A 26,861-nucleotide genomic window follows, 5' to 3' on the forward strand; every position below is an offset into this window, starting at 1 on the left:
GACTTGGCTGTTGTGACCGATCAGCTCTGGGCAGTCCTTGCCGTCGTCCTCGTCGTCCTCGCCGGCGGAACCGCCGCCCTCACCGCGGGCGTGCGCCGCCGTCGTCCACCCGCGCTGCCGGAGGAGCGGCCCGCGTCCGTCGCCACGGCCGAGGCGCCGGCCGACACCCTGCCGCCGGAGGTGGACGACAGCGACGTCGTGGTCGAGGAGCCGCCGGCCGTCGAGACGGAGCGTCCCGCGCCCGTCGCCGGCCGCATGGTCCGCCTGCGCGAGCGGCTCTCCCGCTCGGGCACCATCGGGCGCTCGCTCCTGTCGATCCTCTCCCGTGAGTCGCTCACCGAGGAGGACTGGGAGGAGATCGAGGAGACCCTCCTGCTCGCCGACGTCGGCATCGGCCCCACGACCGAGCTCATGGACCGCCTGCGCACCCGCGTCCAGGTGCTCGGCACCAAGGACGCCGCCTCCGTCCGCGAGATCCTGCGCGAGGAGCTCCTCCAGCTCGTCGACCCCACGATGGACCGCACGCTGCGCACGGCGCAGGGCGTGGGCGACGACGGCGCGCCGCACCCGGCGACGATCCTCGTCGTCGGCGTCAACGGCACGGGCAAGACGACGACGGTGGGCAAGCTCGCCCGCGTCCTCGTCGCGGAGGACCTCGAGGTCGTCCTCGGTGCCGCCGACACCTTCCGCGCGGCGGCCGCCGACCAGCTGCAGACCTGGGGCGAGCGCGTGGGCGTCACCACCGTGCGCTCGGACCGCGAGGGCGCCGACCCGGCCGCCGTCGCCTTCGACGCCGTGCAGGCCGGGCGCACCGCCGGGGCGGACGTCGTCCTCGTCGACACCGCCGGGCGCCTGCAGAACAAGGCCGACCTCATGGGTGAGCTCGGCAAGATCAAGCGCGTCATCTCCCGGCAGGCACCGGTGAGCGAGGTCCTCCTCGTCCTGGACGCGACCACGGGCCAGAACGGCCTGCGGCAGGCGCAGGTCTTCGCCGAGGTCGTCGACGTCACCGGCATCGTCCTCACCAAGCTCGACGGGACCGCCAAGGGCGGGATCGTCGTCGCCGTCCAGCGCGAGCTCGGCGTGCCGGTCAAGCTCGTCGGCCTGGGCGAGGGCGCGGACGACCTCGCCCCCTTCGTCGCCGAGGACTTCGTCGAGGCCCTGCTCGCCTGAGGCTTCCCCCGCCGCATATGCGGGAAAACGACGCACGCGGGGAGTCCCCGGACGTCGTACTCCCGCATATGCGGACGAGGGGGAGGGGCTGGAAACACGGCCGTCACACGGCGGCGAATAACGTCACCTGACCGAAACATGGCCGCGCCGTGCCTGAAACATGGTGCGAGCAAGGTGGTCCCAGCCGGCCGCAAGGAGCCGGGATCGAGAGGACCACCCATGGAGCTCGACAGCGGCATCACCGCGTGGATGCTGGTCTCAGCATCGCTCGTGCTGCTCATGACACCCGGGCTGGCGCTGTTCTACGGCGGTATGACCCGGTCCAAGTCCGTACTCAACATGATGATGATGTCCTTCGGGGCGATGGGCGTCATCGGCGTCATCTACGTGCTGTGGGGCTGGTCGATGTCCTACGGCAGCCAGAGCATCGGCGGAATCTTCGCCAACCCCTTCGAGATGTTCGGCCTCGACGGCGCGATCCTCGACGAGTCCGGGGAGTTCGTCCTCGACGGCGGACTGCCCGTCATCGTCGACGTCGGCTTCCAGGTCACCTTCGCCATCATCACCACCGCCCTCATCAGCGGTGCCCTCGCCGAGCGCGTGAAGTTCGGCACCTGGATGGTGTTCACCGGACTGTGGGTCACCCTGGCCTACTTCCCGATGGCCCACATGGTCTGGGGCGGCGGCCTCCTCAGCGGTGACGGCCCCTTCGCCTCCATCGCCGAGCCGATCGACTTCGCGGGCGGCACCGTCGTCCACATCAACGCCGGCGTCGCGGCCCTCGTGCTCGCGATCGTCGTCGGCAAGCGCCGCGGCTTCGGGCGCACCCCCAGCCGCCCCCACAACCTCCCCTTCGTCATGCTGGGCGCGGCGCTCCTGTGGTTCGGCTGGTTCGGCTTCAACGCCGGCTCCGCCTACGCCGCCGACGGCCTCGCCGGCCTCGCCTGGGTCAACACGACGACCTGCGCCGCCGCCGCGATCCTCGGCTGGCTCGTCGTCGAGAAGCTGCGTGACGGGCACGCCACCTCCCTCGGTGCCGCCTCCGGCATCGTCGCGGGCCTCGTCGCCATCACCCCCGCGGCCGGCGCGCTCAGCCCGGTCGGCGCGATCGTCCTGGGCCTCCTCGCCGGTGGGCTGTGCGCCCTCGCCGTGTCGCTCAAGTACCGCTTCGGCTACGACGACTCCCTCGACGTCGTCGGCGTCCACCTCGTCGGTGGCCTCGTCGGCACCGTGATGATCGGCTTCCTCGCCACCGACGGCGGCCTCCTCTACGGCGGCGGCGTCAACCTCCTCGCCGTCCAGGTCATCATCGCCGTCGTCGCGATGCTCCTGTCCGCCGTCGTCACCCTCGTCATCGCCCTCGCCCTCAAGGCGACCTTGGGCTGGCGCGTGGCCGAGGACGTCGAGACGATCGGGATCGACTCCGCCGTCCACGGCGAGTCCGCCTACGAGGGCCTGGGCAGCGGCCTGGCCGCCACCCTCCCGCCCCGCGAGGCCGCTCCCACCACCGTCAGCAGCGAAGAGAAGGTCGGGTCATGAAGCTCATCACCGCAGTCGTCCAGCCGCACCGGCTGACCGAGGTCAAGCAGGCACTCACGAGCGTGGGGGTGCGCGGCATGACGGTCTCCGAGGCCAGCGGCTACGGACGCCAGCACGGGCACACCGAGGTCTACCGCGGCGCCGAGTACGCCGTCGACCTCGTGCCCAAGATCCGCATCGAGGTCCTCGTCGACGACCACGACGTCACCGTCGTCACCGGAGCCATCGTCCAGGCCGCCCAGACCGGGCGGATCGGCGACGGCAAGGTGTGGGTCTCTCCCGTCGAGGAGGTCGTGCGGGTCCGCACGGGCGACCGCGGCGCCGTCGCGGTCTGACCGTGGGCCGCGCGCACACCGTCGGCGACCTGCGCGCGGCCCGGCTCGCCCTCCCGCTGCCCCCCCCCGCCCCCGGCGGGGCCGGGCAGCGGGCGTTCGGCGGGCACGCGCTACCGCGCCGAGCTCTCCGGCCTCGTCGACACCGCCCTCGCCGGCCTGTGGGAGGCTGCGGTCCCCGACGCGCCGACCGGCCTCGCGCTCGCGGTCGTCGGGTCCCAGGGACGCCGCGACGCCGGGCCCACGAGCGACCTCGACGTCGTCCTCCTCCACGACGGGCGCCACCACGACGCCGCGTCCGTCGCGCCGCTGGCCCAGGCGCTGTGGTACCCGCTGTGGGACGCGGACCTCGACGTCGACCACGCCGTGCGCAGCCTCGCCGGCTGCCGGCAGGTGGCCTCCGACGACCTCGTCTCGGCGGTCGGCCTGCTCGACGTCCGGCACGTCGCCGGGGACGTCGACGTCGTCACCCGGGCCCGCAGCGCCGTCCTCGCCGACTGGCGGGCGGCGGCACGACGGCGCCTGCCCGAGCTGCTCGGCTCGGTGCGCGAGCGCGGGGAGCGGCACGGGGAGCTCGCCTACCTCGTCGAGCCGGACCTCAAGGAGGCCCGCGGCGGGCTGCGTGACGTCGTCGTCCTGCGGGCGCTGACCGCCACGTGGCTGGCCGACCGGCCCCACGGCGAGCTCGACGACGCCGCCGCCTTCCTCCTCGACGTGCGGGACGCCGTCGCCGTCGTCACGCGGCGCCGCACCACGCGGCTGCTGCGTGCCGACACGCCCGACGTCGCCGACCGGCTCGGGCTCGCCGGCCCGGACGCGCTCCTCGCGGAGCTCGCCCAGGCTGCCCGCGTCGTCACCGCGGCGCTCGACCTCACCGTCCGCCGCGCCCGTCAGGCGCTGCGCCGGACCGCGCTGCTGCGCCGCGGCCCGGCGGTCGTGCGGGGCAGGCGGGTGGCGCCCCGGCTGCGGCCGGTCGCCGCCGGACTGGCCGAGCACGACGGCGAGCTCGTCCTCGCCTCGGACGCCGACGTCGAGCAGGACACCGGTCTCACGCTGCGCGCGGCCGCCGCCGCGGCCCGGACCGGCCTGCCGCTGTCCCCGGTCACCCTCGACAGCCTGCGGCGGGCGCCCGCGCCACCGGTCCCGTGGCCGGGCAGCGCCCGCGCCGACCTCCTCGAGCTGCTCGGCTCCGGCACCGCGCAGGTCCCCGTGTGGGAGGCGCTCGACCTCGCCGGCGTCGTGACGCGGTGGGTCCCCGAGTGGCAGGACGTGCGCAACCGGCCGCAGCGCTCCCCGGTGCACCGGCACACCGTGGACCGCCACCTCGTCCAGACCGCCGCCAACGCCGCCGAGCTGCTGCGCGAGCGAGCTCCGGGCCTCACGGAGCCGGAGCGGGCCACGCTCCTGCTGGCGGCGCTGCTCCACGACATCGGCAAGGTCGACGGCGCGACGGACCACTCGCAGGAGGGGGAGCGGCGGGCCGGGGCCGTCGTCGGGCGGCTGGGTCTGCCCGCCCCCGTCGCGGCGACCGTCACGCTCCTCGTGCGCGAGCACCTCACGCTCGCGACCCTCGCCACGACGCGTGACCCCGCCGACCCGCAGGTGGCGGAGGAGCTGCTCGACGCCGTCGGGCACCGTCCCGTCACCCTCGAGCTCCTCGCCCTGCTCACCGAGGCCGACGCGAGCGCGGCGGGTCCGGTCGCGTGGACGCCGTGGCGCGCACGGCTCGTGGGCGAGCTCCTCGCCCGGGGCCGGGAGCGGCTGCGGCACGCGCCGTCGGTGCCGCCAAGTACCCTGGAGCTCTGACCGGACCCAACGAGCACGAGGAACGTCCTTGTTCGCCAGCCTCTCCGACCGCCTGACAGCCACCTTCCGCAACCTCCGCGGCAAGGGCCGGCTGTCCGAGCAGGACATCACCACCACCGTCTCCGAGATCCGGCGCGCCCTCCTCGAGGCGGACGTCGCCCTGCCGGTGGTGCGTGAGTTCACCGCCGCCGTGCGCGAGCGGGCGCTCGGGGCCGAGGTCTCCGGCGCCCTCAACCCGGGCCAGCAGGTCGTCAAGATCGTCAACTCCGAGCTCGTCGAGATCCTCGGCGGCCAGGCGCGGGACCTGCGCTTCGCCAAGCGCCCGCCCACGGTCATCATGCTCGCCGGCCTCCAGGGCGCCGGTAAGACCACCCTCGCCGGCAAGCTCGCGAAGTGGCTCAAGGACCAGGGCCAGACCCCCCTCCTCGTCGCCTCCGACCTCCAGCGCCCCAACGCCGTCACCCAGCTCCAGGTGGTCGGTGAGCGCGCCGGCGTGCCCGTGTGGGCGCCCGAGCCCGGCAACGGCGTCGGTGACCCCATCGAGGTGGCCCGCTCCGGCCTGGCCCACGCGCAGGACAAGCTCTACTCCGTCGTCATCGTCGACACCGCCGGCCGTCTCGGTGTCGACACCGAGATGATGGCCCAGGCCGCGGCCATCAAGGACGTCGTCCAGCCCGACGAGACCCTCTTCGTCCTCGACGCGATGATCGGTCAGGACGCCGTCGCGACGGCGCAGGCCTTCCAGGAGGGCGTCGACTTCACCGGCGTCGTCCTCACCAAGCTCGACGGCGACGCCCGCGGTGGCGCCGCCCTCTCGGTCGCGAAGGTCACCGGCCGGCCCGTCCTCTTCGCCTCCACCGGTGAGAAGCTCACCGACTTCGAGCGCTTCCACGCCGACCGGATGGCCTCCCGCATCCTCGACATGGGCGACATCCTCACGCTCATCGAGCAGGCCGAGCGCGCCTTCGACTCGGGCGAGGCCGAGCGGATGGCCGCGAAGGTCGCCGGCGGCGAGGACTTCACGCTCCAGGACTTCCTGGACCAGATGCAGCAGCTCAAGAAGATGGGCTCGATGAAGAAGGTGCTCGGGATGCTCCCGGGCGCGGGCCAGATGCGTGAGGCCCTGGAGAACTTCGACGAGCGCGAGGTCGACCGCATCGAGGCGATGGTGCGCTCGATGACGCCGCAGGAGCGGGCGAACCCGAAGATCATCAACGGCTCACGCCGCTCGCGCATCGCCCGCGGCTCGGGCACCACCGTCACCGAGATCAACCAGCTCATGGAGCGCTTCGACCAGGCGAAGACGATGATGCGGCAGATGGCCCGCTCCGGCGGCAAGATGCCCCCCGGCGGCTTCGGTCCCGGCGGTCTGCCCGGTGGCGGCAAGAAGTCCAAGGGGCGGATGGCCCCGCCGCCCAAGAAGGGCAAGAAGGCGAAGTCCGGCAACCCCGCCAAGCGCGCCAAGCAGGAGGCCGAGGCGCTGCGCAAGGCCGCCGAGCAGCCCGCCGCGCCCACCGGCTCCGCCTTCGGGCTGGGCGGCGGGCAGGCCGGCGCCCCGGACGCCGTGCCGGACCTCGAGGACCTGCAGAAGTACCTGCGCTGACGGGGAGTGGGATGGGCCAGCCGCTGCACCTGACCGGGACGATCGTCGTCGGCGACGCCGCCGAGCTCGACGAGTGCTGGGTGGTCGACGGCCGCCTCACGCTGGAGCCACCCGCCGAGCCGGTGCGTGAGGTCGAGGGCTGGGTGCTGCCCGGGCTCGTCGACGTCCACTGCCACATCGGCCTCGGCCCCGAGGGGGCGGTGAGCGTCGAGGAGGCGGAGGTCCAGGCGAAGGCCGACCGCGAGGCCGGCACGCTCCTCGTCCGCGACGCCGGCTCGCCGCAGGACAACCGGTGGGTGCAGCAGCGCAGCGACCTGCCCCGGCTCATCCGCGCCGGCCACCACCTCGCGCGGCCCAAGCGGTACCTGCGCCACTACGGACGCGAGCTCGACGACGTCGCGCAGCTCCCGCAGGCGATGGCCGAGGAGGCCGCCTCCGGGGACGGCTGGGTGAAGGTCGTCGCCGACTGGATCGACCGGTCCGAGGGGGCCGACTCCGACCTGCGCCCGCTGTGGCCCGCCGACATCCTCGCCGAGGGGATCGCCGCCGCGCACGAGGCCGGCGCCAAGGTCACCGCCCACGCCTTCTCCCGCGAGGTCGTCGACGACCTCCTCGACGCCGGGATCGACGGCATCGAGCACGGGACCGGCATGACGGCCGACCACATCGCCGAGGCCGCCCGCCGCCGCGTCCCCGTCACCCCGACCCTGCTCCAGGTGGCCCACTTCGCGGACTTCGCCGAGCAGGCCGGGAGCAAGTACCCCGTCTACGCCGCGCGCATGCGCGCCATGCACGAGCGCCGCTACGAGCAGGTGCGCGCCTTCCACGAGGCCGGCGTGCCGCTGCTCATGGGCTCCGACGCCGGCGGCACCATCGCGCACGGGTCGCTGCCCGCCGAGCTCGCCGAGGTCGTGCGGGCCGGGGTGCCCGTGCACGACGTCGTCGCGGCCGCGAGCTGGCGGGGCCGCGACCTCCTCGGGGTGCCGGGCATCCACGAGGGCGCGGGCGCCGACGTCGTCGTCTACGCCGAGGACCCCCGCGAGGACGTCTCCGCGCTCGCCCGGCCGCGCGCCGTCGTGCTGCGCGGCGAGCTGTACTGAGGGCTGCGCGACCTACCGGAGCCGATCCTGCGGGAGTAGCGTGGCCGGCAGGTGCGCGGTCCAACGGCTGGCCGGCCGCGGCTGTCCGGCCGCGCAGACCGACGGAGGTCCTCATGGACGCCACGACTGCCGCGACCGACGAGCCGCTCGCCCAGCTGCGCTCCCGCCTCACGGGCCCCGTGCTGGGGGCCGGCGACGAGGGGTACGACGAGGCCCGCCGCGTGTGGAACGGGATCATCGACAGGTTCCCGTGGGCGGTGGTCCGCGTTGCCGACGAGGACGACGTCGCCGCCGCGGTCGCCTACGCGCGCGAGCACGGCCTCCCGCTCGCCGTGCGCGGCGGCGGGCACGGTGTCGCCGGGTACGGCACCGTCGACGGCGGCGTCGTCATCGACCTCCGTTCCCTCGACGGGGTGGAGGTGCACGCGCAGGACGGCACGGTCACGGTCGGCGGCGGTGCCCGGCTCGCCGACGTCGACCGCGCCACCACGCCGCACGGGCTCGTCGTGCCGCTCGGGGTGGTGTCCCAGACCGGCGTCGGCGGCCTGACGCTGGGCGGCGGGGTCGGCTGGCTCACCCGCGCCTACGGGCTGGCGGCGGACAACGTGCTCGGCGCGACCGTCGTCACCGCCTCGGGCGACCGCCTCACGGTGAGCGGGACGGAGCACGCGGAGCTGCTCTGGGGGCTGCGCGGGGGCGGGGGCAACTTCGGCGTCGTCACGAGCTTCACCTTCCGGGCCCACCGGTTGCCCCCGGACCTGTACGCGGTCGAGCTCGCCTACGCCGAGCCGCACTGGCCGGCCGCGCTTCGCGCGTGGGAGGAGTGGACCCGCGACCTGCCCGACGCGATGCAGTCGATCGCCACCTTCATCGTCCCGCCGCCCGAGCTCGGTGCCGGGGACCAGCCGTTGCTCATCCTGGCCTCGATGTGGGCCGACCCGGACGACCGGGCGACGGGGGAGCGGCTCGTCGCCGAGCTGCGCGGTGCCTCGCCGCCCGACGACGAGACGCCCGAGAGCGACTGGCCGGCGTGGCAGTCGGCCGTCGACGTGCTGGGCGCCAGGGGCCGCCGGGGCTACTGGCGCAACACCTCCTTCGACCGGCTCGACGACGAGGTCGCCGCTGTGGTGCTGCGCCGGGCCGCCGAGCAGCGCTGGGTCGGGACCGGGATCGACATCCACCACATGGGTGGTGCCTTCGCCCGGGTGCCGGAGGAGGCGAGCCCCTTCCCGGCGCGCGGTGCCCGGTTCTGGCTCAACGTCTACGGCGCGTGGACCGACGCGGCCGACGACACCGCCCGCACCGAGTGGGTCCGCGCCTTCGCGGCGGACATGGCGCCGTTCTCCACCGGCGGCCTGTACGTCAACTTCATGGGCAGCGAGTCCGGTGACGGCACCGGGGCGGCACGGGCCGTCTACGGCGGGGGGACGCTCGACCGGCTCGCGCGGCTCAAGCGCCGCTACGACCCCGAGAACGTCTTCCGGCTCAACCACAACGTCCTCCCGGCCTGACCCGGGCCCCGGAGCCCACGGGCGTCGCTCGACGCGACGCCCTTGACGCGCGCCCGCCTCTATGGTTCATTAGTCGAGTAATGAACCAACGAGGCGAGGGAGGTGGGACATGTTCGACGGACCGGAGCCGATCTACGTGCAGATCGCCGAGCACCTGCGTCGCCAGGTCCTCGACGGCGCGCTCGCCGAGGGGGACCAGGTCATGAGCACCACCCAGTACGCCACGACCTACCGCATCAACCCGGCCACCGCGGCAAAAGCCTTTGCCCAGCTGGTCGACGAGGGTGTCATCTACAAGCAGCGAGGAGTGGGCATGTTCGTCGCCGACGGCGCCCGGGAGCGGCTGCGTGAGCACCGCCGCGGCGCCTTCTTCACCGACCGCCTCGACGCGGTCCTCGACGAGGCGCGCGTCCTGGGCATCGGCCCCGACGACCTCGTCCGCTACATCCAGCAGAAGGGAGCCGGAGCATGAGCGGCCTCGACGTCGAGCTCACCGGACTCACGGTCGACTACCGCGACACCCGCGCCGTCGACTCCGCCACCGTCCGCTTCCCCGCCGACACCATCACCGGTCTCCTCGGCCGCAACGGCTCGGGCAAGACGTCGATGCTCTCGACGATCGCCTCCCTGCGGCGCCCCACGAGCGGCACCGTCCGGGTCGACGGCCGCGACCCCTTCGAGGACGAGCGCCTCATGGAGAGCATCTGCCTCATCCGCGAGAGCGGGGACGTGCTGAGCGAGGAGAAGCTCAAGGTCACCCTCGAGCTCGTCGCCTCCGCCCGGCCCACCTGGGACCAGGCCTACGCCGAGGAGCTCCTCGACGCCTTCGAGCTGGACCCGCGCAAGAAGCCGGGCAAGCTCTCCCGCGGCCAGCGCTCGGCCTTCGGCGCCGTCATCGGGCTCGCCTCCCGCGCGCCGGTGACGATCTTCGACGAGGTCTACCTCGGCATGGACGCCCCGTCCCGCCGCCGCTTCTACGACCTCCTCATCGCCGACTACGTCGAGCACCCGCGCACGGTCATCCTCTCCAGCCACCTCATCGGGGAGGTCGAGCGGCTCTTCGAGAACGTCGTCGTCCTCGACGCCGGCAGGGTGCTCCTCGCCGAGGAGGCCGAGACCCTGCGCAGCCACGGCGTCACCGTGACCGGCCTGGCCGCCGAGGTCGACGCCGCCACCGCGGGTCTGCGCGTGCTCGGCGAGCAGGTGCTCGGGCCCACCAAGCGCGTCACCGTGCTCGGCCGGCTCGACGACGCCGCGCGCGGCCGCTTCCGCGCCGCCTCCCTCGAGCTCGGCGCCGTCCCGATCGAGGACCTGTTCATCGCCCTCACCGAGAAGGAGGCCCACCGATGATCACCGGCACCTCAGCCCCGCGCCTGCGCGGCAGCGTGAGCGTCAGCCGCCCGCAGTGGGTCCGCTCGGCGGTCCACCACCTGCAGGTCTACCTGCTCATGTGGGTGTGGCTGTGGGCGATCGTCGTCGTCGGCGCCGCCGTCGCCATCGCCGTCGTCGACCAGGTCGGCACGGTCAACGTGTCGGTCGTCCAGTTCGTGCGCACCGGCCCGCTCGTGTGGTTCCTCTTCTCGATCGCCGTCATCGTCGCGACGACGTACCTCACCGCGCACGTCGCCAACGGCATGACGCGTCGTTCCTTCCTCACCGGCGGGCTCGTCGCCGCGGTGAGCAGCTCGCTGCTCCACGCCGTGACCGGCGCGGGGCTCCTCCTCCTCGAGGGGGCGCTCTACGACCGCATGGGGTGGCAGCACGACGCCGAGCCGGGGGAGGACTACACCGCGGGCGTCTGGGAGTCGGGGCTCGGGACGCTGCTCGTCGACCACGCCCTCCTCGCCCTCTCCGGCACGCTCACCGGGCTCCTCGTCGGCATCACCTACTACCGGCTCGGCGGCTGGTGGGGCACCCTCGCGCTGCCCCTCACCATCTCGCCGATCCTCGCCGTCATGTTCATGACGAGCTGGACCGAAGCCCCCTTCGTCCCCTTCGACGCGCCGGGCTGGAGCGCCTACCTCGTGGGCGCCGTGCTCGTCCTCGCGGCCGGCCTCGCCTTCGCCCTGCTCGTCCGCCGTGTCCCCATCGCCCGAACGGAGTCATGAGATGGAACCCGTCATCGAGGTCCGCCACCTCCGCAAGACCTACGGCGACAAGGTCGCCGTCGCCGACGTCAGCTTCGACGTCCACCCCGGCGAGATCGTCGCCGTCCTCGGCCGCAACGGCGCCGGCAAGACGACGACGGTCGAGACCGTCGCCGGCCTGCGCACGGCCGACGGCGGCGAGGTCCGTGTCCTCGGCGTCGACCCGCAGCGTCACCCCGAGCTCATCCGTGAGCACGTGGGCATCCAGCTGCAGGAGGCCAAGCTGCCGCCGAAGATCACCGTGGCCGAGGCGATCGAGCTGTACGCCTCCTTCTACGCCGAGCCCGCCGACGGCGAGGAGCTCCTCGAGCTGCTCGGGCTCACCGAGCACCGCGACAAGCGCTTCGACCGCCTTTCCGGGGGCCTGCAGCAGCGCCTGTCGATCGCGCTGGCCCTCGTCGGCAACCCGCGCATCGCCATCCTCGACGAGCTCACCACCGGCCTGGACCCGCAGGCGCGGCGCGAGACCTGGGCGCTCATCGACGGCGTCCGACGGCGAGGGGTCACCATCCTCCTCGTCACCCACTTCATGGACGAGGCCGAGCACCTCAGCGACCGCGTCGTCGTCATCGACGGCGGGCGGGTCGTCGCCGACGGCACCCCGGCCGAGCTCGCCGCGGGCAGCGCGGACGGGCGCAGCTTCCGGATGACCACCCCGCAGCCCGTGGACCCGGCGCTGCTGCTGGCCCTGCCCGAGGTGACCGACGTCGTCGCCCACGGCCGTGAGGTCGAGGTGACGGGCACTCGCCGGGTGCTGCCCGCCGTCGTGCTCGAGCTCGCCCGCCACGACGTCGTCCCCGACGACATCACCACCGTCCGCCGCAGCCTCGAGGACGTCTTCCTCGAGGTGACCGGCTCACCCAGCACGGAAGGAGTACCCGCATGAGCGCCACCGCCACCGCCGCCGCCACCCGGGCGCCCTCGGGCAGCCGCGGTCTCGGCACCCTCATGAGGACCGAGGGCAAGCTCTTCCTCCGCGACCCCGGGGGCGTGTTCTTCGCTCTCGCGTTCCCGACCGTCCTGCTCCTCGGCATGGGCCACGCGATCCCCGGGATGCGGACGGAGGTCGAGGGCGTCCCCGGGCTCGAGGGCGTCACCCTCATCCACCTGTGGGGCCCGGTCGTCCTCGCCACCGCGATCGCGACCGTCTCCCTCACCACGCTGCCGGCCACCGTGGCCGGCTACCGGGAGCAGGGCATCTTCCGGCGCCTGTCGACGACGCCGATGCGGCCCAGGTCCGTCCTCGCCTCCCACGTCGCGGTGAGCGGGGCGGCGCTCGCCGTCGCCGTCGTCCTCGCCCTCGTGGGTGGGATGGCCACGCTGGGGATCCCGCTGCCCGAGAGCCCGCTCGTCGTCCTCGCCGCCTTCCTCCTCGCGACGCTCGCGCTGTTCGCGATCGGCCTCGTCGTGGGTGGCCTGGCGCCCAAGGCGTCGACGGCCTCAGGGATCGGGATGCTCCTGTACTTCCCGCTCCTGTTCTTCGCCGGCCTGTGGCTGCCGATCTCGCAGATGCCCGACACCCTCGCGACCGTCGCGACGTTCACCCCCCTGGGTGCGGCCAGCGAGGCGATGACCACCGCGTGGTTCAGCGGCGACCTGCCGTGGCGGGAGCTCGCCGTGCTCGCCGGCTGGAGCGTCGTCGGGTACCCGGTGGCCGCGAAGGTGTTCCGCTGGTCCTGACCCGTGGCGCCCGCGAGGCGTGAAGGGTCGTCCTTCCGTGGAGGGCGGAAGGGCGGTCCTTGGCGTCTCGCGGGCGTCGCCGGTGCCGGCGTGACCAACGCCGCAGCCGGCCACCGGTCCCGGAGGGTTGGGAAGACACGCGCCAGTCTGGCAGAATGACCCGCTGTACTCGGACCGGTGGGCCCCTCTCACCCGTCGGAGCCGCGTCCAGGGCCAAGCACGTCCCCGAAACCCACCGGGGACACGCGTCGGCCCACCCCACATGAACCAGGAGTGACCACCACAGTGGCAGTCAAGATCCGTCTCAAGCGCATGGGCAAGATCCGCGCGCCGTACTACCGCGTCGTCGTCATGGACGGTCGCAAGAAGCGTGATGGCCGGGCGATCGAGGAGATCGGCAAGTACCACCCGACCGAGGAGCCCTCGCTCATCGACATCGACTCCGAGCGTGCGCAGTACTGGCTCTCCGTGGGCGCCCAGCCCACCGAGCAGGTCGCCGCGCTGCTCAAGGTGACCGGCGACTGGCAGAAGTTCAAGGGCCTGCCGGGCGCCGAGGGCACCCTGCGCGTCAAGGGCGTCAGCGCCGAGGACGCCGCCGAGGCTCGCGCCGCTGCGGTGAAGGCCGCCGAGGACGAGGCCGAGAAGCGCAAGGCCAAGGCCTCCGAGGCCGCCGCCGCGGCCACCGAGGAGAAGGCGCCTGCGGACGCGCCCGCCGAGGAGCCCGCCGACGAGACCAATGCTGGCTGACGCCCTCGAGCACCTGGTGCGTGGCGTCGTCGACAACCCCGACGACGTCACCGTCACCTCCCGTTCGCTGCGTCGCGGTGAGCTGCTCGAGGTCCGGGTGCACCCCGACGACCTCGGCCGCGTCATCGGCCGGCAGGGGCGCACGGCGCGAGCCCTGCGCACCGTCGTCTCCGCGCTGTCCACGCGCGGCCCGGTCCGCGTCGACGTCGTCGACACCGACCGCTGACCACAGGCGCGAGCCCTGGTTCACCCCCGGTGAGCCAGGGCTCGCGCTCGTTCTACCCGAGGAGAGCTACAGATGGAGCTGGTGGTCGCCCGCATCGGCGCACCCAACGGCCTGCACGGCCTGGTGCGCCTGGAAATCCGGACCGACGACCCCGCCGGCCGCTTCGCCCCCGGGACGGTGCTCGCCACCGACCCGCCCGAGCGTGGCCCCCTCACCGTGGCCGCGAGCAGCGAGCGGCAGGGCTCGTGGTACGTCCGCTTCACCGAGGCCCCCGACCGCACCGCGGCCGAGGCGCTGCGCGGCACCCTCCTGCTCGCCGCTCCCGAGGAGGACGCCGAGGAGGACGCCTGGTACCCCCACGAGCTCGTCGGGCTCCCCGTCGAGGACACCGAGGGCCGCCACCTGGGGACCGTCGCCGGGATCGAGCACCTCCCCGCCCAGGACCTCCTCGTCCTCACCGAGGAGGGCGGCCAGCGCACCCTCGTCCCCTTCGTCGCGGAGATCGTCCCGGTCGTCGACGTCCCCGGACGGCGCGTGGTCATCGACCCGCCCCGCGGCCTGCTCGCCGGCGAGGACGACGAGGCCTGACGTGCGCATCGACGTCCTGACGATCTTCCCCGACTACCTCGCGCCGCTCGAGCTCTCGCTCGTCGGCAAGGCGCGCCAGTCCGGGCTGCTCGACCTCGCCGTCCACGACCTGCGCGCGTGGACCACCGACCGGCACCGCACCGTCGACGACACCCCCTTCGGCGGGGGCGCCGGCATGGTCATGCGCCCGGACGTGTGGGGCACAGCCCTGGACGCCGTCCTCGGGGACGACGCCGACGACGGCGGGACGGTGCTGCTCGTGCCGAGCCCCGCCGGGGAGGTCTTCACCCAGCGCGCCGCCGAGGAGCTGGCCGGCGCGCGCCGCCTCGTCCTGGCCTGCGGCCGCTACGAGGGCATCGACGCCCGCGTGGCCGAGCACTACGCCTCGCGTCCGGGTGTCACCGTCCGTGAGGTGTCCATCGGCGACTACGTCCTCAACGGGGGAGAGGTGGCGGCACTCGTCGTCGTCGAGGCCGTGGCGCGGCTGCTGCCCGGCGTCGTCGGCAACCCCGAGTCGCTCGTCGAGGAGTCCCACGGCGCCGCGGGGCTGCTCGAGTACCCCGTCTACACCAAGCCCCCCGCCTGGCGGGACCTGCCCGTCCCCGAGGTCCTCACCTCCGGGCACCACGCCAAGGTGACGCGCTGGCGCCGCGACCGCGCCCTGGAGCGCACCGCCGCCCGCCGCCCCGACCTCCTCGAGCGGCTCGCACCCGAGGCGCTCGACCGCGAGGACCGGCGGGTCCTCGCCGGCCTCGGCTGGTACGTCGGTCCGGCCGGCCCCCGCCGCGCGCAGGTCCGCCTCGCCGGCCCCGACGACGCCGCCGCCCTGGCCGCGCTCGCCGCCCTCACCTTCCCGCTCGCCTGCCCGCCCTCGCTCGGCCAGGAGGCGATCGCCGCCCACGTCGCGACCCAGCTCGACGCCGACAGCTTCACCCGTTTCCTCACCGACCCGCGGCGGCTCGTGCACGTCGCCGCCGACGAGGACACCGGCGCGCTGCTCGGCTACACGATGGTCGTCCTCGACTCCCCGGCCCCGGGCCGGGAGGACGGCGACGGCGTCGCCGAGCTGAGCAAGTGCTACGTCCACCCCGACGTCCACGGCGGGGGACTGGCCGCCCGGCTCGTCGCCGCCGCGACGGACGCGGCCGCGCAGCACGGGGCCCGGGAGCTGTGGCTCGGGACGAACGTCGGCAACCGGCGGGCCCGGCGGTTCTACGAGCGGTGCGGGTTCGCCGTCGTCGGGAGGCGGACCTACGACGTCGGCGGCGTGCCCAACGACGACGTGGTGATGAGCACACCGGTTTTGGCGCCCTGACCCGCTGTGGCAAGATGGACCGGTCATGCGCCCACGGCGCGCGGTCTGCCTCAGGGGACCGGCGCATCCGGGCAGCGTGACCACCATCAGATGTCGGCAGCGACCGCTGCCACGAACAGCGCCGGTGACCTGTGGCACCAGCGGGAAGGCACAACCATGCAGACCCTCGACCACGTCGACGCAGCATCGCTGCGCGACGACATCCCCGACTTCCGGGCGGGCGACACCCTCAAGGTCCACGTCAAGGTCGTCGAGGGCAACCGCAGCCGTATCCAGATCTTCCAGGGATACGTCATGGCCCGCTCCGGCGCTGGGGTCCGCGAGACCTTCATCATCCGCAAGGTGAGCTTCGGCGTCGGTGTCGAGCGCACCTTCCCGATCCACTCCCCGTCGATCGACAAGATCGAGGTCGTCTCCCGCGGCGCCGTCCGCCGGGCCAAGCTGTACTACATGCGCGGTCTGCAGGGGAAGAAGGCCAAGATCCGCGAGAAGCGCTGACTCGCGAGCAGTACCCGTACCATCACTTCTGCCCGGCTCGTCTCGAGCCGGGCAGAAGTACTTTTCCGACACAGGAGTGCGCAGGCCGTGACGAACGACGACGACGCACGGACCAGCGCCACGCGCCGCGACCGTGAGCAGCTGCGGGCCGAGCAGGCGGGCGACGCCGCCCCGCCGGCGGGCCGGCGCAAGAGCGGCTGGCTGCGGGAGACGGCGATCGTCGTCGTGAGCGCGCTCGTCCTGTCGGTCCTCATCAAGACCTTCCTCGTTCAGGCCTTCTTCATCCCCTCCGGCTCGATGGAGGACACCTTCGCCGTCGGGGACCGGGTGCTGGTGAGCAAGCTGGCGCCCGGGCCGCTGGACGTCAGCCGCGGCGACGTCGTCGTCTTCGTCGACCCCGGCGGCTGGCTCGAGCCCCAGGCCGACACCCGCAACCAGCTGCAGCGCGGCGTCGAGGAGGTCCTCACCTTCGTCGGCCTGCTCCCGCAGAACGCCGGCGAGCACCTCATCAAGCGGATCATCGGCCTGGGTGGGGACACCGTCGAGTGCTGCGACGCGGACGGCCGGATCACCGTCAACGGCGTCGGGATCGACGAGCCCTACCTCAAGCCGGGTGTCTCCCCGAGCGACACGGAGTTCTCCGTCACCGTCCCCGAGAACCACCTGTGGCTCATGGGCGACAACCGCTCCAACTCCCAGGACTCCCGCGCCCACCAGGGCGACCCGGGCGGCGGGGCCGTGCCGATGCGCAACGTCGTCGGCACCGCCGTGCTCATCCTGTGGCCCTTCGACAGCTGGACCGTGCTCCGCAACCCGGGCGACACCTTCGCCGAGGTCCCCGAGCCCTGAGCGGGCCCGTGCCTACGATGGCTGCGTGCCTGTGAACCGTGCGCCCACCCGGCAGCTCGAGCGTGAGCTGCTCGACTCCGGCCACCGGCTCGTCGCCGGGATGGACGAGGTGGGGCGCGGCGCCCTCGCCGGGCCCGTGAGCGTGGGCGTGTGCCTCGTCGACGCGACCACCGGGCGCCTGCCCCGCGGGCTGCGCGACTCCAAGCTCCTCACCGCGCCTGCCCGGGAGGCCCTGTGCGAGCCGGTGCGCCGCTGGTCGGTGGGCAGCGCCGTCGGGCACGCCGGGCCCGACGAGATCGACGCCCTCGGCATCATCGCCGCGCTGCGGCTCGCCGGGACCCGCGCCCTGGCCACGCTCGCGGGGCAGGGACTGCTGCCCGACGTCGTCGTCCTCGACGGCATCCACGACTGGCTCACCCCGCCCGACGACCTCTTCGGCGGCCTCGACCCCGATCTGCCCGTCCTCGTCCCGCCGGTGCGGACCCAGGTCAAGGGCGACCTGCGGTGCGCCGTCATCGCGGGGGCGAGCGTGCTGGCCAAGTGCGAGCGCGACGGGATGATGGTCGGCCTGGCCGAGCAGCACCCCGCCTACGGCTGGGAGGCGAACAAGGGCTACTCCGCCCCCGGGCACCTCGCCGCGCTGCGCGAGCTCGGGCCCACCGAGCTGCACCGCCGGTCCTGGCGGCTGCCGACGGCCCAGGACCCGGCCCCGGAAGCCGCCGTCCCCCAGGCCGCTGTGCCCGAGGCCACGCCCGTCCCGGTGCCCGCCGGTGCCGCGGCGGCCCGTCCCGGGGCATGATGGGGACGTGAGTGCTGAGGACCTGGAGAACTACGAGGCCGATCTCGAGCTCGGCCTGTACCGCGAGTACCGGGACGTCGTCGGACTCTTCTCCTACGTCGTGGAGACCGAGCGTCGCTTCTACCTCGCCAACGAGGTGGACCTGCAGGTGCGCTCGGCGGGCGGTGAGGTGTTCTTCGAGCTGACCCTCGGGGACGCGTGGGTGTGGGACGTCTACCGGTCCGCGCGCTTCGTGCGCTCGGTGCGGGTGGTGACCTTCAAGGACGTCAACGTCGAGGAGCTGCCGCGGGCGGAGCTCAACCTCCCGTCCTGACCCGCTTGCCCCACAGGGCAGGCTCGCGCCGAGCCTGTCCACCGCCCGGCGACCGTGCCCGGCGTTGCGTGGGCGGCGTCGGTGACGCTGGTCGCGGAGGTGGTGCCCCGTGGCCGCGAAGGACGAGCTCGGCGCCCGTGGCGAGCGCATCGCCGCAGCGATGCTCCGCGAGGACGGCTACGAGATCCTCGACCGCAACTGGCGCTGCCGCGAGGGCGAGATCGACATCGTCGCCCGCGACCCGCGGTCCGACGCCATCGCGTTCGTCGAGGTCAAGACCCGCAGCGGTACCGGGTTCGGCCACCCGTCCGAGGCCGTGGGCGCCGTCAAGCTCGAGCGGCTGCGGCGGCTGGCCGGGCGCTGGCTGAGCGAGCACGGCACCCGGGCCGCCGAGGTGCGCATCGACGTCGTCGCGGTGCTGCGCCGGCACGGGCGCCCCGCCCTCGTCGAGCACCTGCGGGCGGTGGGCTGAGGTGGGCCTGGCGCGGACGTGGTCGGTGGCGCTCGTGGGCGTGGAGGGGCACCTCGTCCAGGTCGAGGCGCACGCGGCGAGCGGGCTGCCGGCCTTCATCCTCGTCGGCCTGCCCGACGCGTCGCTGTCCGAGGCACGCGAGCGCGTCCGCGCCGCGGTGACGTCCTGCGGGCTGCCCTGGGACGCGCGGCGGCGCACGGTCAACCTCTCCCCGGCCTCGCTGCCCAAGGCGGGCTCCGCATTCGACCTCGCCATCGCCGTCGCCTGCCTGGGGGCGGACGGCCTGCCCGACGCCGAACGGGCCGGGCGGGAGGTCCACCTCGGCGAGCTCGGGCTGGACGGGCGCGTCCACCCGGTGCGCGGGGTGCTGCCCGCCGTGGCCGCCGCCGTCGCGTCCGGCCGGCCGGACGTCGTCGTGCCCGCCGGCAACCTCGCCGAGGCGCGCCTCGTCCCCGGCGCACAGGTGCGCGGGGTCCAGCACCTCACCGAGCTCGCGCGCGAGTACGGCGCGGACGTGAGCGTGCCGGTCCCCGAGGCGCTGCCAGTGCCGGCGCCGCCGCCGGTGCGGACACCACCGGACCTCGCGGAGGTCGTCGGGCAGGACGAGGCGCGCTTCGCCCTCGAGGTCGCCGCCGCCGGTGGTCACCACCTCCTCATGGTCGGGCCGCCCGGAGCGGGCAAGACGATGCTGGCCGCGCGCCTGCCGGGCCTGCTGCCCGACCTCGAGGACGCCGACGCCCTGGAGGTGACGGCGATCCACTCGGTGGCCGGCACCTTCGACGCCGGCGGGGGACTGCTGCGGCGCCCGCCCTTCGAGGACCCCCACCACACCGCCACCGCGCAGGCCATCGTCGGGGGCGGGTCCGGGGTACCGCGTCCCGGCGCCGCCTCCCGCGCCCACCGCGGCGTCCTCCTGCTCGACGAGGCCCCGGAGTTCGCGCGACGGGTGCTCGACTCGCTGCGCCAGCCGCTCGAGCACGGGGAGATCGTCGTCCACCGCGCCCGCGGCGCCGCGCGCTACCCGGCCCGCTTCCAGCTCGTCCTCGCCGCCAACCCCTGCCCGTGCGGCAAGGCGACGGGCAAGGGTCTGGCGTGCACGTGCACGCCGCTGGAGCGGCGCCGGTACCTCGCCCGGCTGTCCGGGCCCCTGCTCGACCGCGTCGACCTCCAGATCGACGTCCCCGCGGTCACCCGTGCCTCCGCCGCGCTCGGCACGGAGGGGGAGAGCAGCCGGGTGGTGTCCGCGCGGGTCGCCGCGGCCCGGGCGGCCCAGCAGCGGCGGCTGGCGGGCACCCCGTGGCAGAGCAACGCCGAGGTGCCCGGCGCGTGGCTGCGTGCCCCGGAGCAGGGGCTGGGCACGCGCCCGCGGGCCGTGCTCGAGCGGGCCCTCGACTCCGGGACGCTGAGCCTGCGGGGGATGGACCGCGTGCTCAAGATCGCCTGGACGCTCGCCGACCTCGCCGGGCGGCCCCACCCGGACCTCGACGACGTCGGGGCCGCCATGAGCCTGCGCATCAGAGGAGGCACCGGTGCCTGACCTGCCCTTCGACACCACCGACCCGCGGCTGGCCGCCGCCGCGTGGACCAGGGTCGCCGAGCCCGGTGACCCGGTCGCCGGCGTGCTGCGCGCCCGCCTCGGCGCCGGCGCCGCCCTCGAGTGGCTCGGCCACGTCCGGCGCTCGGGCCGGTCGAGCCCACCGGTCCCACCCGGCGGGATCTCCCCGGACGACGGCGTCACCGCCCGCGACTGGGCGAAGGCCGTGGGCCGGTGGCTGCCGCGCCTCGACGATCTCGACATCCGTCGAGAGCTCGGCATGCTCGACGCCGTCGGCGGGCGCCTCCTCCTGCCGGGGGACGACGAGTGGCCGGCCGCGCTCCACGACCTCGCCGAGCGCGCACCGGCGGCCCTGTGGGTGCGGGGCAACGGCCGCCTCGACCTGCCGCGCCCGGCCGCGGCGGTCGTCGGGATGCGCGCGAGCACCCGGTACGGGGAGACGGTCGCCGCCCAGATGGCCATCGAGCTCGCCGAGCGGGGCGTCGTCGTCGTGTCGGGCGGCGCCTACGGCATCGACGCCGCTGCCCACCGCGGTGCGCTCAGCGCCGACGGCCTCACGTGGGCGGTGCTCGCCGGGGGAGTGGACCGTCTCTACCCGGCCGGCAACACCCGCCTGCTCGAGGCGATCATGGACGAGGGCGTCGTCCTGGCCGAGCCGGCACCCGGCTCGTCGCCCGGCCGCCACCGCTTCCTCGACCGCAACCGTCTCATCGCCGCGCTCGGCCGGGTGTGCGTCGTCGTCGAGGCAGGGTGGCGCTCGGGAGCGCTCAACACCGCCCGGCACGCCGAGGACCTCCTGCGTCCGGTGGCCGCCGTGCCCGGGCCGGTGAGCTCGATGGCCTCGGAGGGCTGCCACCGCCTCCTGCGGGACCACGGCGCGGTGTGCGTCACCGACGCCGCGGACGTCCTCGAGCTGCTCGCCCCCAGCGGGGAGGACCTCGCCCCGGACCGGCCCGTGCAGCCGGGCCTCCTCGACGGGCTCGACCCCCTCGGGTCCCGGGTGCTCGACGCACTGCCGGCGCGGTCGGCCGCGAGCCTGGCCAGCCTCGCGCGGGCGGCCGGGCTGAGCGAGCGGGAGGTACGGGCCGGGGTGGGGCGGCTCGAGCTCAGCGGCCACGCCCAGCGCAGCGGCAGCGGCTGGCGTCGCACCCCCAGGCCCACGTGAGCCAGGTCACAGTGAGGTAGCGTGGCCGGACGACGAGGTCGTCGTACCGGCCCCACCGACGCGATGCAGCGCCCGCGGCCGGCTCACCAGGAGGGCAGGAACCATGGCAGGAAACCGCGCAGTTGCCTACAAGGGCCCCGGCAAGGTCGAGGTCATCGACACCGACTACCCCACCTTCGAGCTCCAGGACGGACCGGGCGTCAACCCGGCGAACGTGGGACGTCAGGTGCCCCACGGCGTCATCCTCAAGACCGTCGCCACCAACATCTGCGGCTCCGACCAGCACATGGTCCGCGGTCGCACGACCGCGCCCAGCGACCTCGTCCTCGGCCACGAGATCACCGGCGAGGTCGTCGAGGTCGGGCGGGACGTGGAGTTCGTCAAGACGGGCGACCTCGTCTCCGTGCCGTTCAACATCTCCTGCGGCCGCTGCGTCAACTGCAAGAAGCGGCGCACCGAGATCTGTCTCAACGTCAACCCGGACCGCCCCGGCAGCGCCTACGGCTACGTCGACATGGGTGGCTGGGTCGGAGGGCAGGCCGAGTACGTGCTCGTCCCCTACGCGGACTGGAACGCCCTCGTCTTCCCGGACAAGGCCCAGGCGATGGAGAAGATCCTCGACCTCACCATGCTCTCCGACATCCTCCCGACCGGCTACCACGGTGCGGTGAGCGCGAAGGTCGGGACGGGCTCGACCGTCTACGTCGCCGGAGCCGGACCGGTCGGCCTCGCGGCCGCCGCCTCGGCGCAGCTGCTCGGCGCGGCCGTCGTCGTCGTCGGCGACTTCAACACCGAGCGGCTCGCCCAGGCGCGCAGCTTCGGGTGCGAGACGATCGACCTCAGCAAGGGGGAGCCGCACGAGCAGATCGAGGACCTGCTCAAGTCGCCCGAGGTGGACGCGGCCATCGACGCCGTCGGCTTCGAGGCGATGGGCCACGGGGGCAAGGAGGCCCCGGCGACGGTGCTCAACAGCGTGATGAGCGTCGTGTCCGCGGGCGGCTCGGTGGGGATCCCCGGCCTCTACGTCACCGGTGACCCGGGCGGCGTCGACGAGGCGGCCCAGCGCGGCGCCCTGTCGATGGACTTCGGGACCGGCTGGGCGAAGGCACTCACCTTCGTCACGGGCCAGACCCCGGTGATGAAGTACCACCGCGGCCTCATGCAGGCGATCCTCAACGACCGGATCCACATCGCCAAGGCCGTCAACGCCGAGGTCATCAGCCTCGACGACGCACCCCGCGGGTACGAGGAGTTCGACAAGGGGGCGGCGAAGAAGTACGTCATCGACGCCCACGGCTCCATCCGCTGAGCCCGACGCGCCCGGCGGTGAGGCTTGCCCTCACCGCCGGGACGCGCGACGGTGAGCGCGTGCCCGACTCCGCCACGCTCCTCGACGCCTTCGGGCGACACCTCGCCCTGCAGCGGGGCCTGTCGGAGCACACCGTGCGCGGCTACCTCTCCGACGTGCGCTCCCTGCTCGACACGCTCCGCGAGGGCGACGACGGAGCGGTGGACCTCGCGCGGCTCGACCTCACCGCCCTGCGCGCGTGGCTGGCCGGGCAGGCCCGCGAGGGGCGCTCGCGGTCGACGCTCGCCCGCCGCTCGGCGGCCGCCCGCACCTTCTGCTCCTGGGCCGTGCGCCAGGGGCACCTCGCCGAGGACGTCGGCGTGCGGCTGCAGAGCCCGCGGGCCGACAAGCGCGTGCCGCAGGTGCTCGCCGTCGACGAGGCGACCGTCCTGCTCGACCTCGCGGCCCAGGTGGCCGACGACGGCGACCCCCTCCACCTGCGCGACTGGGCGGTCCTCGAGATGCTCTACGCGACCGGCGTGCGGGTCGCCGAGCTCGTCGGCATCGACACGGCGGCCGTCGACCGACGTGAGCGCACCGTGCGGGTGCTCGGCAAGGGCGGCACGGAGCGGGTCGTCCCCTTCGGGGTCCCGGCAGACCGCGCCCTGGGGGAGTGGCTGGAGCGCGGCCGGCCGCAGCTCGTGGGGCCGACGTCCCCGCCGGCGCTCTTCCTCGGCGCGCGCGGCGGCCGGCTGGGCGTGCGGGCCGTGCGCGAGCGCGTGCACGACCTGACGGCGCTCGCGGGCGTGCGCGACATGGCGCCCCACGGTCTGCGGCACAGTGCCGCCACCCACCTCCTCGCCGGTGGCTCGGACCTGCGCACCGTCCAGGAGGTGCTCGGTCATGCCTCCCTCGCCACCACCCAGCGCTACACGCACGTCACCCCCGAGCGCCTCCGCGCCGCCTACACCCAGGCCCACCCCCGCGCCTGACCCCCCGCCAGCCCCAGCCCCGGCCCCGGCCCCGGCCCCGGCCCTCACACCCTCTCTCATCGCCGAGAGCTGACTTGTTACTGACACTCGCCTGGCGCCGACAGTGGGATCCCGCCCGCGGGAGGAGGCCTGCCGCACTTCGAGCCGTGGGCAGCGCGCGTCGGCCCTCCGGTGGGTGCGGCCCCTCACCCGTGCTGGGGGAGCAGCCGGATCACGACATCCTCGGTGAGGAGGGTCAGCGGATCGACGTAGTCGTCCCGCCCCCGCCGCGCTCCCCAGTGCAGGCACGGCTCGTCCGGGCAGTGGTGGCCGAGCGGCTCGAGCACGCCGACCACCTGTCCCGCCGCCACCTGCGCGCCGCGTCGGGTCGCCGCTGCGACCGGCTCGTAGGTGGTGCGCAGGCCGTCGGCGTGGTCGACGGACACGACACCCCGGCCGGCGACCCGACCGGCGAAGGCGACGACGCCGTCGCCGGCAGCCCGGACGTCTGCGCCTACCGGGAGGGCGAGGTCGACGCCCCGGTGCCCTGCCGACCAGCGCTCCGGCGGCGCGGAGAAAGGGCGGACGACCTCGCCAGGGTCTCCGGTCGGCCACTCGTAGAGGACCCGACCGACGGCCTCGGCAGTGCGCGTCGCGACCACCGGGGGTGCGGCTGCCGGTTGCGGAGCCAGGAGGAGCGCGCCACCGAGGACGGCGAGCACGCCCGCTGCCGCCACGGCACCGCCGCTCAGTCCCATGGCACCAGAGTGGGGCGAGCGCGCCGGCCTCCTCGTGCGGTGAGAGGTCTCTGGGGGCCGATGCCCCGCGACGGTGACCGGTGGACCAGTAACAAGTCAGCGCTCGGCGATGAGGGGGGCGGGTAACAAGTCAGCTCTCGGCGACGAGGGGGAGTCGTGCGCGTCACACGCCGACGCTCTCGTCCTTGCACTGCCGGGAGCCGCGGCGGCGTGCGGTAGAGTTGAACCGCAGCCGGAGCGATCTGGTTGACATCGCGTGCCCACATGTCGCGCTCGCAGTCCCTCGGACCCAGCGACGCGAGGCAGCCGGCGCGGTCCCGCCCAGGCGGGTGCCGGCAGTCGTGAGCACCAGGAGTGGCGACCACCCGGTCGACCACAGACAACCGAGAAGCGGACAAAGGCAGCGGCACGCCCGCGCCCTGTTCGCCCGACGTGCGGAGCACCCGCACCGGAAAGGACGAGCCATGGCCGTCGTCACCATGCGCCAGCTCCTCGAGAGCGGCGTCCACTTCGGGCACCAGACCCGTCGCTGGAACCCCAAGATGAAGCGCTTCATCTTCACCGAGCGCAACGGCATCTACATCATCGACCTGCAGAAGTCGCTGACGGACATCGACCGTGCGTACGAGTTCGTCAAGGAGACCGTCGCCCACGGCGGCAGCATCCTCTTCGTCGGCACGAAGAAGCAGGCCCAGGAGGCCGTGGCCGAGCAGGCCGCGCGCGTCGGCATGCCCTACGTCAACCAGCGCTGGCTGGGCGGCATGCTCACGAACTTCACCACCGTGCACAAGCGCCTTCAGCGGATGAAGGAGCTCGAGCAGATCGACTTCGACGATGTGGCTGGTTCCAACCACACGAAGAAGGAGCTGCTCATGATGCGCCGCGAGAAGGAGAAGCTCGAGCGCACCCTCGGCGGCATCCGCGACATGGCCAAGCTGCCCTCCGCCGTGTGGATCGTCGACACGAAGAAGGAGCACCTCGCCGTCGCCGAGGCGCGCAAGCTCAACATCCCCGTCGTCGCCATCCTCGACACCAACTGCGACCCGGACGAGGTGGACTACGGCATCCCCGGCAACGACGACGCCATCCGCGCCGTCGGTCTGCTCACCCGCGTGATCGCCGACGCCGCCGCTGCCGGTCTCGTCACGCGTCACGGTGGCGGCTCGGGCAACGCCCCGACCGAGGCCGAGCCGCTGGCCGAGTGGGAGCGCGAGCTCCTCGCCGCCAACGAGGCCGACCAGAGCGCCCAGGCCTCGCCCGTCGTCGCCGAGCAGGGTGACGAGGCCGTCGAGGCCGCCCAGCACGCCGCCGGCGTGACGAACGACGCCGAGCAGGTCGCCGCCGCCGCCGAGGCCGGCGAGGAGTCCGCTCCCGTCGTCAGCGCCGAGGGCCCCGACACCACGCAGGTGGCCGACAACGCCCCCGCGACGGACGCCCCCGCGGCGGACGAGCCCCCCGCCAGCCAGGCCTGATCCCCGAAACTCCGAGGAGACACACACATGGCGAACTACACCGCCGCTGACATCAAGGCGCTGCGCGAGAAGACCGGCGCCGGAATGATGGACGTCAAGAAGGCGCTGGACGAGGCCAACGGCGACGCCGACAAGGCCATCGAGATCATCCGCGTCAAGGGCCTGAAGGGTGTGGCCAAGCGCGAGGGCCGCGCGGCCTCCGACGGCCTCGTGGCCATCGAGGTCGTCGCCGACGGCGAGGGCGAGACCGGTGTCATGGTCGAGCTCAACTCCGAGACGGACTTCGTCGCGAAGAACCAGGTCTTCATCACCCTCGCCGAGAAGGTCCTCGCGGCCGCCGTCGCCTCCGGCGCGGCCGACGTCGAGACCCTCCTCGCGGCCCCCGCCGGTGACAGCACCGTCGGCGCCCTCGTCGACGAGCACGCCGCCACCCTCGGCGAGAAGCTCGTCGTGCGTCGCGTGGCCCGCCTCTCCGGCGCGAAGGTGGCGCACTACCTGCACCGCACCGCCAAGGACCTGCCCCCGCAGGTCGGCGTCCTCGTCGCCACGGACGCCGCCGGCGCCGAGGTCGGCCGGGACGTCGCGATGCACATCGCGGCGTACAGCCCGCAGTACCTCACCCGTGACGAGGTCCCCGCGGACGTCGTCGCCAACGAGCGTCGCATCGCCGAGGAGACCTCCCGCAACGAGGGCAAGCCCGAGGCTGCGCTCCCGAAGATCGTCGAGGGCCGCATGAACGGCTTCTTCAAGGAGACCGTGCTCCTCGACCAGGCCTATGCCCGCGACCCGAAGACCACGGTCGGCAAGGTCGTCGAGGGTGCTGGTGGCACGCTGACCGGTTTCGTCCGGTTCCGCGTCGGCGCCTGACACACGTCGTCCGGTGGCCCCCGCCCCCCCGGGGCGGGGGCCCCCCCCCGGCCGGGCGGTCGTGGAGAGACAGGGGGAGGATGAGGT

General features: G+C 74.0%; 28 protein-coding genes. 27 read left to right on the forward strand and 1 reads right to left on the reverse strand.

Annotated features, from left to right (window positions below):
* Positions 1-12 precede the first annotated feature (12 nt).
* The 25 genes from ftsY (at position 13) to H9624_RS00380 (ending at position 23,698) form a co-directional block, all read left to right on the forward strand.
* Positions 13-1,173, forward strand: a complete 1,161-nt coding sequence (gene ftsY, locus H9624_RS00255) for a signal recognition particle-docking protein FtsY (RefSeq protein WP_251837928.1) — start codon at positions 13-15, stop codon at positions 1,171-1,173.
* A 219-nt stretch (positions 1,174-1,392) separates the two neighbouring features.
* Positions 1,393-2,712 (forward strand): ammonium transporter, encoded by a 1,320-nt coding sequence (locus H9624_RS00260; RefSeq protein WP_251837929.1) that lies wholly within the window; start codon positions 1,393-1,395, stop codon positions 2,710-2,712.
* Entirely contained in the window at positions 2,709-3,047 is a 339-nt protein-coding gene (locus H9624_RS00265; RefSeq protein ID WP_251837930.1) for a P-II family nitrogen regulator, read from the forward strand. Before H9624_RS00260 ends, H9624_RS00265 begins: the two co-directional genes overlap by 4 nt.
* A gap of 156 nt (positions 3,048-3,203) precedes the next feature.
* A complete protein-coding gene (locus H9624_RS00270) occupies positions 3,204-4,850 on the forward strand; it encodes a [protein-PII] uridylyltransferase family protein (RefSeq protein ID WP_372435114.1) in 1,647 nt (548 codons plus the stop codon).
* Between the two features lie 28 nt (positions 4,851-4,878).
* Positions 4,879-6,453: a signal recognition particle protein gene (gene ffh, locus H9624_RS00275; protein WP_251837931.1), complete on the forward strand. Its 1,575-nt coding sequence runs from the start codon at positions 4,879-4,881 to the stop codon at positions 6,451-6,453.
* Between the two features lie 11 nt (positions 6,454-6,464).
* Entirely contained in the window at positions 6,465-7,553 is a 1,089-nt protein-coding gene (locus H9624_RS00280) for an amidohydrolase family protein (RefSeq protein ID WP_251837932.1), read from the forward strand.
* A gap of 113 nt (positions 7,554-7,666) precedes the next feature.
* Positions 7,667-9,064 (forward strand): FAD-binding oxidoreductase, encoded by a 1,398-nt coding sequence (locus H9624_RS00285; RefSeq protein ID WP_251837933.1) that lies wholly within the window; start codon positions 7,667-7,669, stop codon positions 9,062-9,064.
* A 109-nt stretch (positions 9,065-9,173) separates the two neighbouring features.
* The gene (locus H9624_RS00290; RefSeq protein WP_251837934.1) at positions 9,174-9,536 is read left to right on the forward strand and encodes a GntR family transcriptional regulator; all 363 of its coding nucleotides are present in this window, start codon (positions 9,174-9,176) and stop codon (positions 9,534-9,536) included.
* Positions 9,533-10,414 (forward strand): ATP-binding cassette domain-containing protein, encoded by an 882-nt coding sequence (locus H9624_RS00295; RefSeq protein WP_251837935.1) that lies wholly within the window; start codon positions 9,533-9,535, stop codon positions 10,412-10,414. The genes H9624_RS00290 and H9624_RS00295 overlap by 4 nt, the downstream gene beginning before the upstream one ends.
* Positions 10,411-11,172 (forward strand): hypothetical protein, encoded by a 762-nt coding sequence (locus H9624_RS00300; protein WP_251837936.1) that lies wholly within the window; start codon positions 10,411-10,413, stop codon positions 11,170-11,172. The genes H9624_RS00295 and H9624_RS00300 overlap by 4 nt, the downstream gene beginning before the upstream one ends.
* A 1-nt stretch (position 11,173) precedes the next feature.
* On the forward strand, positions 11,174-12,097 hold the full coding sequence (locus tag H9624_RS00305) for an ABC transporter ATP-binding protein (protein ID WP_251837937.1): 924 nt from the start codon (positions 11,174-11,176) through the stop codon (positions 12,095-12,097).
* The gene (locus H9624_RS00310; protein WP_251837938.1) at positions 12,094-12,891 is read left to right on the forward strand and encodes an ABC transporter permease; all 798 of its coding nucleotides are present in this window, start codon (positions 12,094-12,096) and stop codon (positions 12,889-12,891) included. Before H9624_RS00305 ends, H9624_RS00310 begins: the two co-directional genes overlap by 4 nt.
* A 285-nt stretch (positions 12,892-13,176) precedes the next feature.
* Complete coding sequence (rpsP, locus tag H9624_RS00315) at positions 13,177-13,638, forward strand: 30S ribosomal protein S16 (RefSeq protein ID WP_251837939.1); 462 nt, start codon at positions 13,177-13,179, stop codon at positions 13,636-13,638.
* Positions 13,628-13,864 carry an RNA-binding protein gene (locus H9624_RS00320; RefSeq protein WP_110852349.1) on the forward strand — a complete coding sequence of 79 codons (237 nt, stop codon included), beginning with the start codon at positions 13,628-13,630 and terminating at the stop codon, positions 13,862-13,864. The genes rpsP and H9624_RS00320 overlap by 11 nt, the downstream gene beginning before the upstream one ends.
* Positions 13,865-13,936: 72 nt before the next feature.
* Positions 13,937-14,452 (forward strand): ribosome maturation factor RimM, encoded by a 516-nt coding sequence (gene rimM / locus H9624_RS00325; protein ID WP_251837940.1) that lies wholly within the window; start codon positions 13,937-13,939, stop codon positions 14,450-14,452.
* Between the two features lies 1 nt (position 14,453).
* A complete protein-coding gene (gene trmD / locus H9624_RS17045) occupies positions 14,454-15,767 on the forward strand; it encodes a tRNA (guanosine(37)-N1)-methyltransferase TrmD (protein WP_504740220.1) in 1,314 nt (437 codons plus the stop codon).
* A 156-nt stretch (positions 15,768-15,923) separates the two neighbouring features.
* Entirely contained in the window at positions 15,924-16,265 is a 342-nt protein-coding gene (rplS, locus tag H9624_RS00340; protein ID WP_251837941.1) for a 50S ribosomal protein L19, read from the forward strand.
* An 87-nt stretch (positions 16,266-16,352) separates the two neighbouring features.
* Positions 16,353-17,114 (forward strand): signal peptidase I, encoded by a 762-nt coding sequence (gene lepB / locus H9624_RS00345; RefSeq protein WP_307784903.1) that lies wholly within the window; start codon positions 16,353-16,355, stop codon positions 17,112-17,114.
* A gap of 25 nt (positions 17,115-17,139) precedes the next feature.
* Positions 17,140-17,913 carry a ribonuclease HII gene (gene rnhB, locus H9624_RS00350; RefSeq protein ID WP_251837942.1) on the forward strand — a complete coding sequence of 258 codons (774 nt, stop codon included), beginning with the start codon at positions 17,140-17,142 and terminating at the stop codon, positions 17,911-17,913.
* A gap of 7 nt (positions 17,914-17,920) precedes the next feature.
* Positions 17,921-18,226, forward strand: coding sequence for a DUF2469 domain-containing protein (locus tag H9624_RS00355; RefSeq protein ID WP_110852344.1), 306 nt, complete (start codon positions 17,921-17,923; stop codon positions 18,224-18,226).
* A gap of 109 nt (positions 18,227-18,335) precedes the next feature.
* Positions 18,336-18,698 (forward strand): YraN family protein, encoded by a 363-nt coding sequence (locus H9624_RS00360; protein ID WP_251304983.1) that lies wholly within the window; start codon positions 18,336-18,338, stop codon positions 18,696-18,698.
* Position 18,699: 1 nt separating this feature from the next.
* The gene (locus H9624_RS00365; protein WP_251837943.1) at positions 18,700-20,235 is read left to right on the forward strand and encodes a YifB family Mg chelatase-like AAA ATPase; all 1,536 of its coding nucleotides are present in this window, start codon (positions 18,700-18,702) and stop codon (positions 20,233-20,235) included.
* Positions 20,228-21,418, forward strand: a complete 1,191-nt coding sequence (dprA, locus tag H9624_RS00370; RefSeq protein WP_251837944.1) for a DNA-processing protein DprA — start codon at positions 20,228-20,230, stop codon at positions 21,416-21,418. Before H9624_RS00365 ends, dprA begins: the two co-directional genes overlap by 8 nt.
* 103 nt (positions 21,419-21,521) lie before the next feature.
* Complete coding sequence (fdhA, locus tag H9624_RS00375) at positions 21,522-22,727, forward strand: formaldehyde dehydrogenase, glutathione-independent (protein WP_251837945.1); 1,206 nt, start codon at positions 21,522-21,524, stop codon at positions 22,725-22,727.
* Positions 22,728-22,744: 17 nt separating this feature from the next.
* A complete protein-coding gene (locus H9624_RS00380; protein ID WP_251837946.1) occupies positions 22,745-23,698 on the forward strand; it encodes a tyrosine recombinase XerC in 954 nt (317 codons plus the stop codon).
* 185 nt (positions 23,699-23,883) lie between these two features.
* On the opposite strand, the gene H9624_RS00385 is transcribed toward H9624_RS00380, so the two are convergent.
* Entirely contained in the window at positions 23,884-24,435 is a 552-nt protein-coding gene (locus tag H9624_RS00385) for a M23 family metallopeptidase (protein WP_251837947.1), read from the reverse strand.
* A gap of 464 nt (positions 24,436-24,899) precedes the next feature.
* On the opposite strand from H9624_RS00385, the gene rpsB reads away from it, so the two are divergent.
* Both rpsB and tsf read left to right on the forward strand, forming a co-directional pair.
* Positions 24,900-25,907, forward strand: a complete 1,008-nt coding sequence (gene rpsB, locus H9624_RS00390; RefSeq protein ID WP_251837948.1) for a 30S ribosomal protein S2 — start codon at positions 24,900-24,902, stop codon at positions 25,905-25,907.
* A 27-nt stretch (positions 25,908-25,934) separates the two neighbouring features.
* On the forward strand, positions 25,935-26,774 hold the full coding sequence (gene tsf / locus H9624_RS00395) for a translation elongation factor Ts (RefSeq protein ID WP_251837949.1): 840 nt from the start codon (positions 25,935-25,937) through the stop codon (positions 26,772-26,774).
* The last annotated feature ends 87 nt before the right edge of the window (positions 26,775-26,861 follow it).

The organism is Oceanitalea stevensii, assembly GCF_014837105.1.
Taxonomy (GTDB): Bacteria; Actinomycetota; Actinomycetes; order Actinomycetales; family Actinomycetaceae; genus Oceanitalea; species Oceanitalea stevensii.

Excerpts from the sequence above, each read along its gene's own strand:
- H9624_RS00260 (WP_251837929.1), top strand. The coding sequence starts at position 1,393 with ATGGAGCTCGACAGCGGCATCACCGCGTGGATGCTGGTCTCAGCATCG.
- H9624_RS00265 (WP_251837930.1), top strand. The coding sequence starts at position 2,709 with ATGAAGCTCATCACCGCAGTCGTCCAGCCGCACCGGCTGACCGAGGTC.
- H9624_RS00280 (WP_251837932.1), top strand. The coding sequence starts at position 6,465 with ATGGGCCAGCCGCTGCACCTGACCGGGACGATCGTCGTCGGCGACGCC.
- H9624_RS00285 (WP_251837933.1), top strand. The coding sequence starts at position 7,667 with ATGGACGCCACGACTGCCGCGACCGACGAGCCGCTCGCCCAGCTGCGC.
- H9624_RS00290 (WP_251837934.1), top strand. The coding sequence starts at position 9,174 with ATGTTCGACGGACCGGAGCCGATCTACGTGCAGATCGCCGAGCACCTG.
- H9624_RS00295 (WP_251837935.1), top strand. The coding sequence starts at position 9,533 with ATGAGCGGCCTCGACGTCGAGCTCACCGGACTCACGGTCGACTACCGC.
- H9624_RS00300 (WP_251837936.1), top strand. The coding sequence starts at position 10,411 with ATGATCACCGGCACCTCAGCCCCGCGCCTGCGCGGCAGCGTGAGCGTC.
- H9624_RS00305 (WP_251837937.1), top strand. The coding sequence starts at position 11,174 with ATGGAACCCGTCATCGAGGTCCGCCACCTCCGCAAGACCTACGGCGAC.
- H9624_RS00310 (WP_251837938.1), top strand. The coding sequence starts at position 12,094 with ATGAGCGCCACCGCCACCGCCGCCGCCACCCGGGCGCCCTCGGGCAGC.
- H9624_RS00320 (WP_110852349.1), top strand. The coding sequence starts at position 13,628 with ATGCTGGCTGACGCCCTCGAGCACCTGGTGCGTGGCGTCGTCGACAAC.
- rimM (WP_251837940.1), top strand. The coding sequence starts at position 13,937 with ATGGAGCTGGTGGTCGCCCGCATCGGCGCACCCAACGGCCTGCACGGC.
- rplS (WP_251837941.1), top strand. The coding sequence starts at position 15,924 with ATGCAGACCCTCGACCACGTCGACGCAGCATCGCTGCGCGACGACATC.
- fdhA (WP_251837945.1), top strand. The coding sequence starts at position 21,522 with ATGGCAGGAAACCGCGCAGTTGCCTACAAGGGCCCCGGCAAGGTCGAG.
- H9624_RS00385 (WP_251837947.1), bottom strand. The coding sequence starts at position 24,435 with ATGGGACTGAGCGGCGGTGCCGTGGCGGCAGCGGGCGTGCTCGCCGTC.
- rpsB (WP_251837948.1), top strand. The coding sequence starts at position 24,900 with ATGGCCGTCGTCACCATGCGCCAGCTCCTCGAGAGCGGCGTCCACTTC.
- tsf (WP_251837949.1), top strand. The coding sequence starts at position 25,935 with ATGGCGAACTACACCGCCGCTGACATCAAGGCGCTGCGCGAGAAGACC.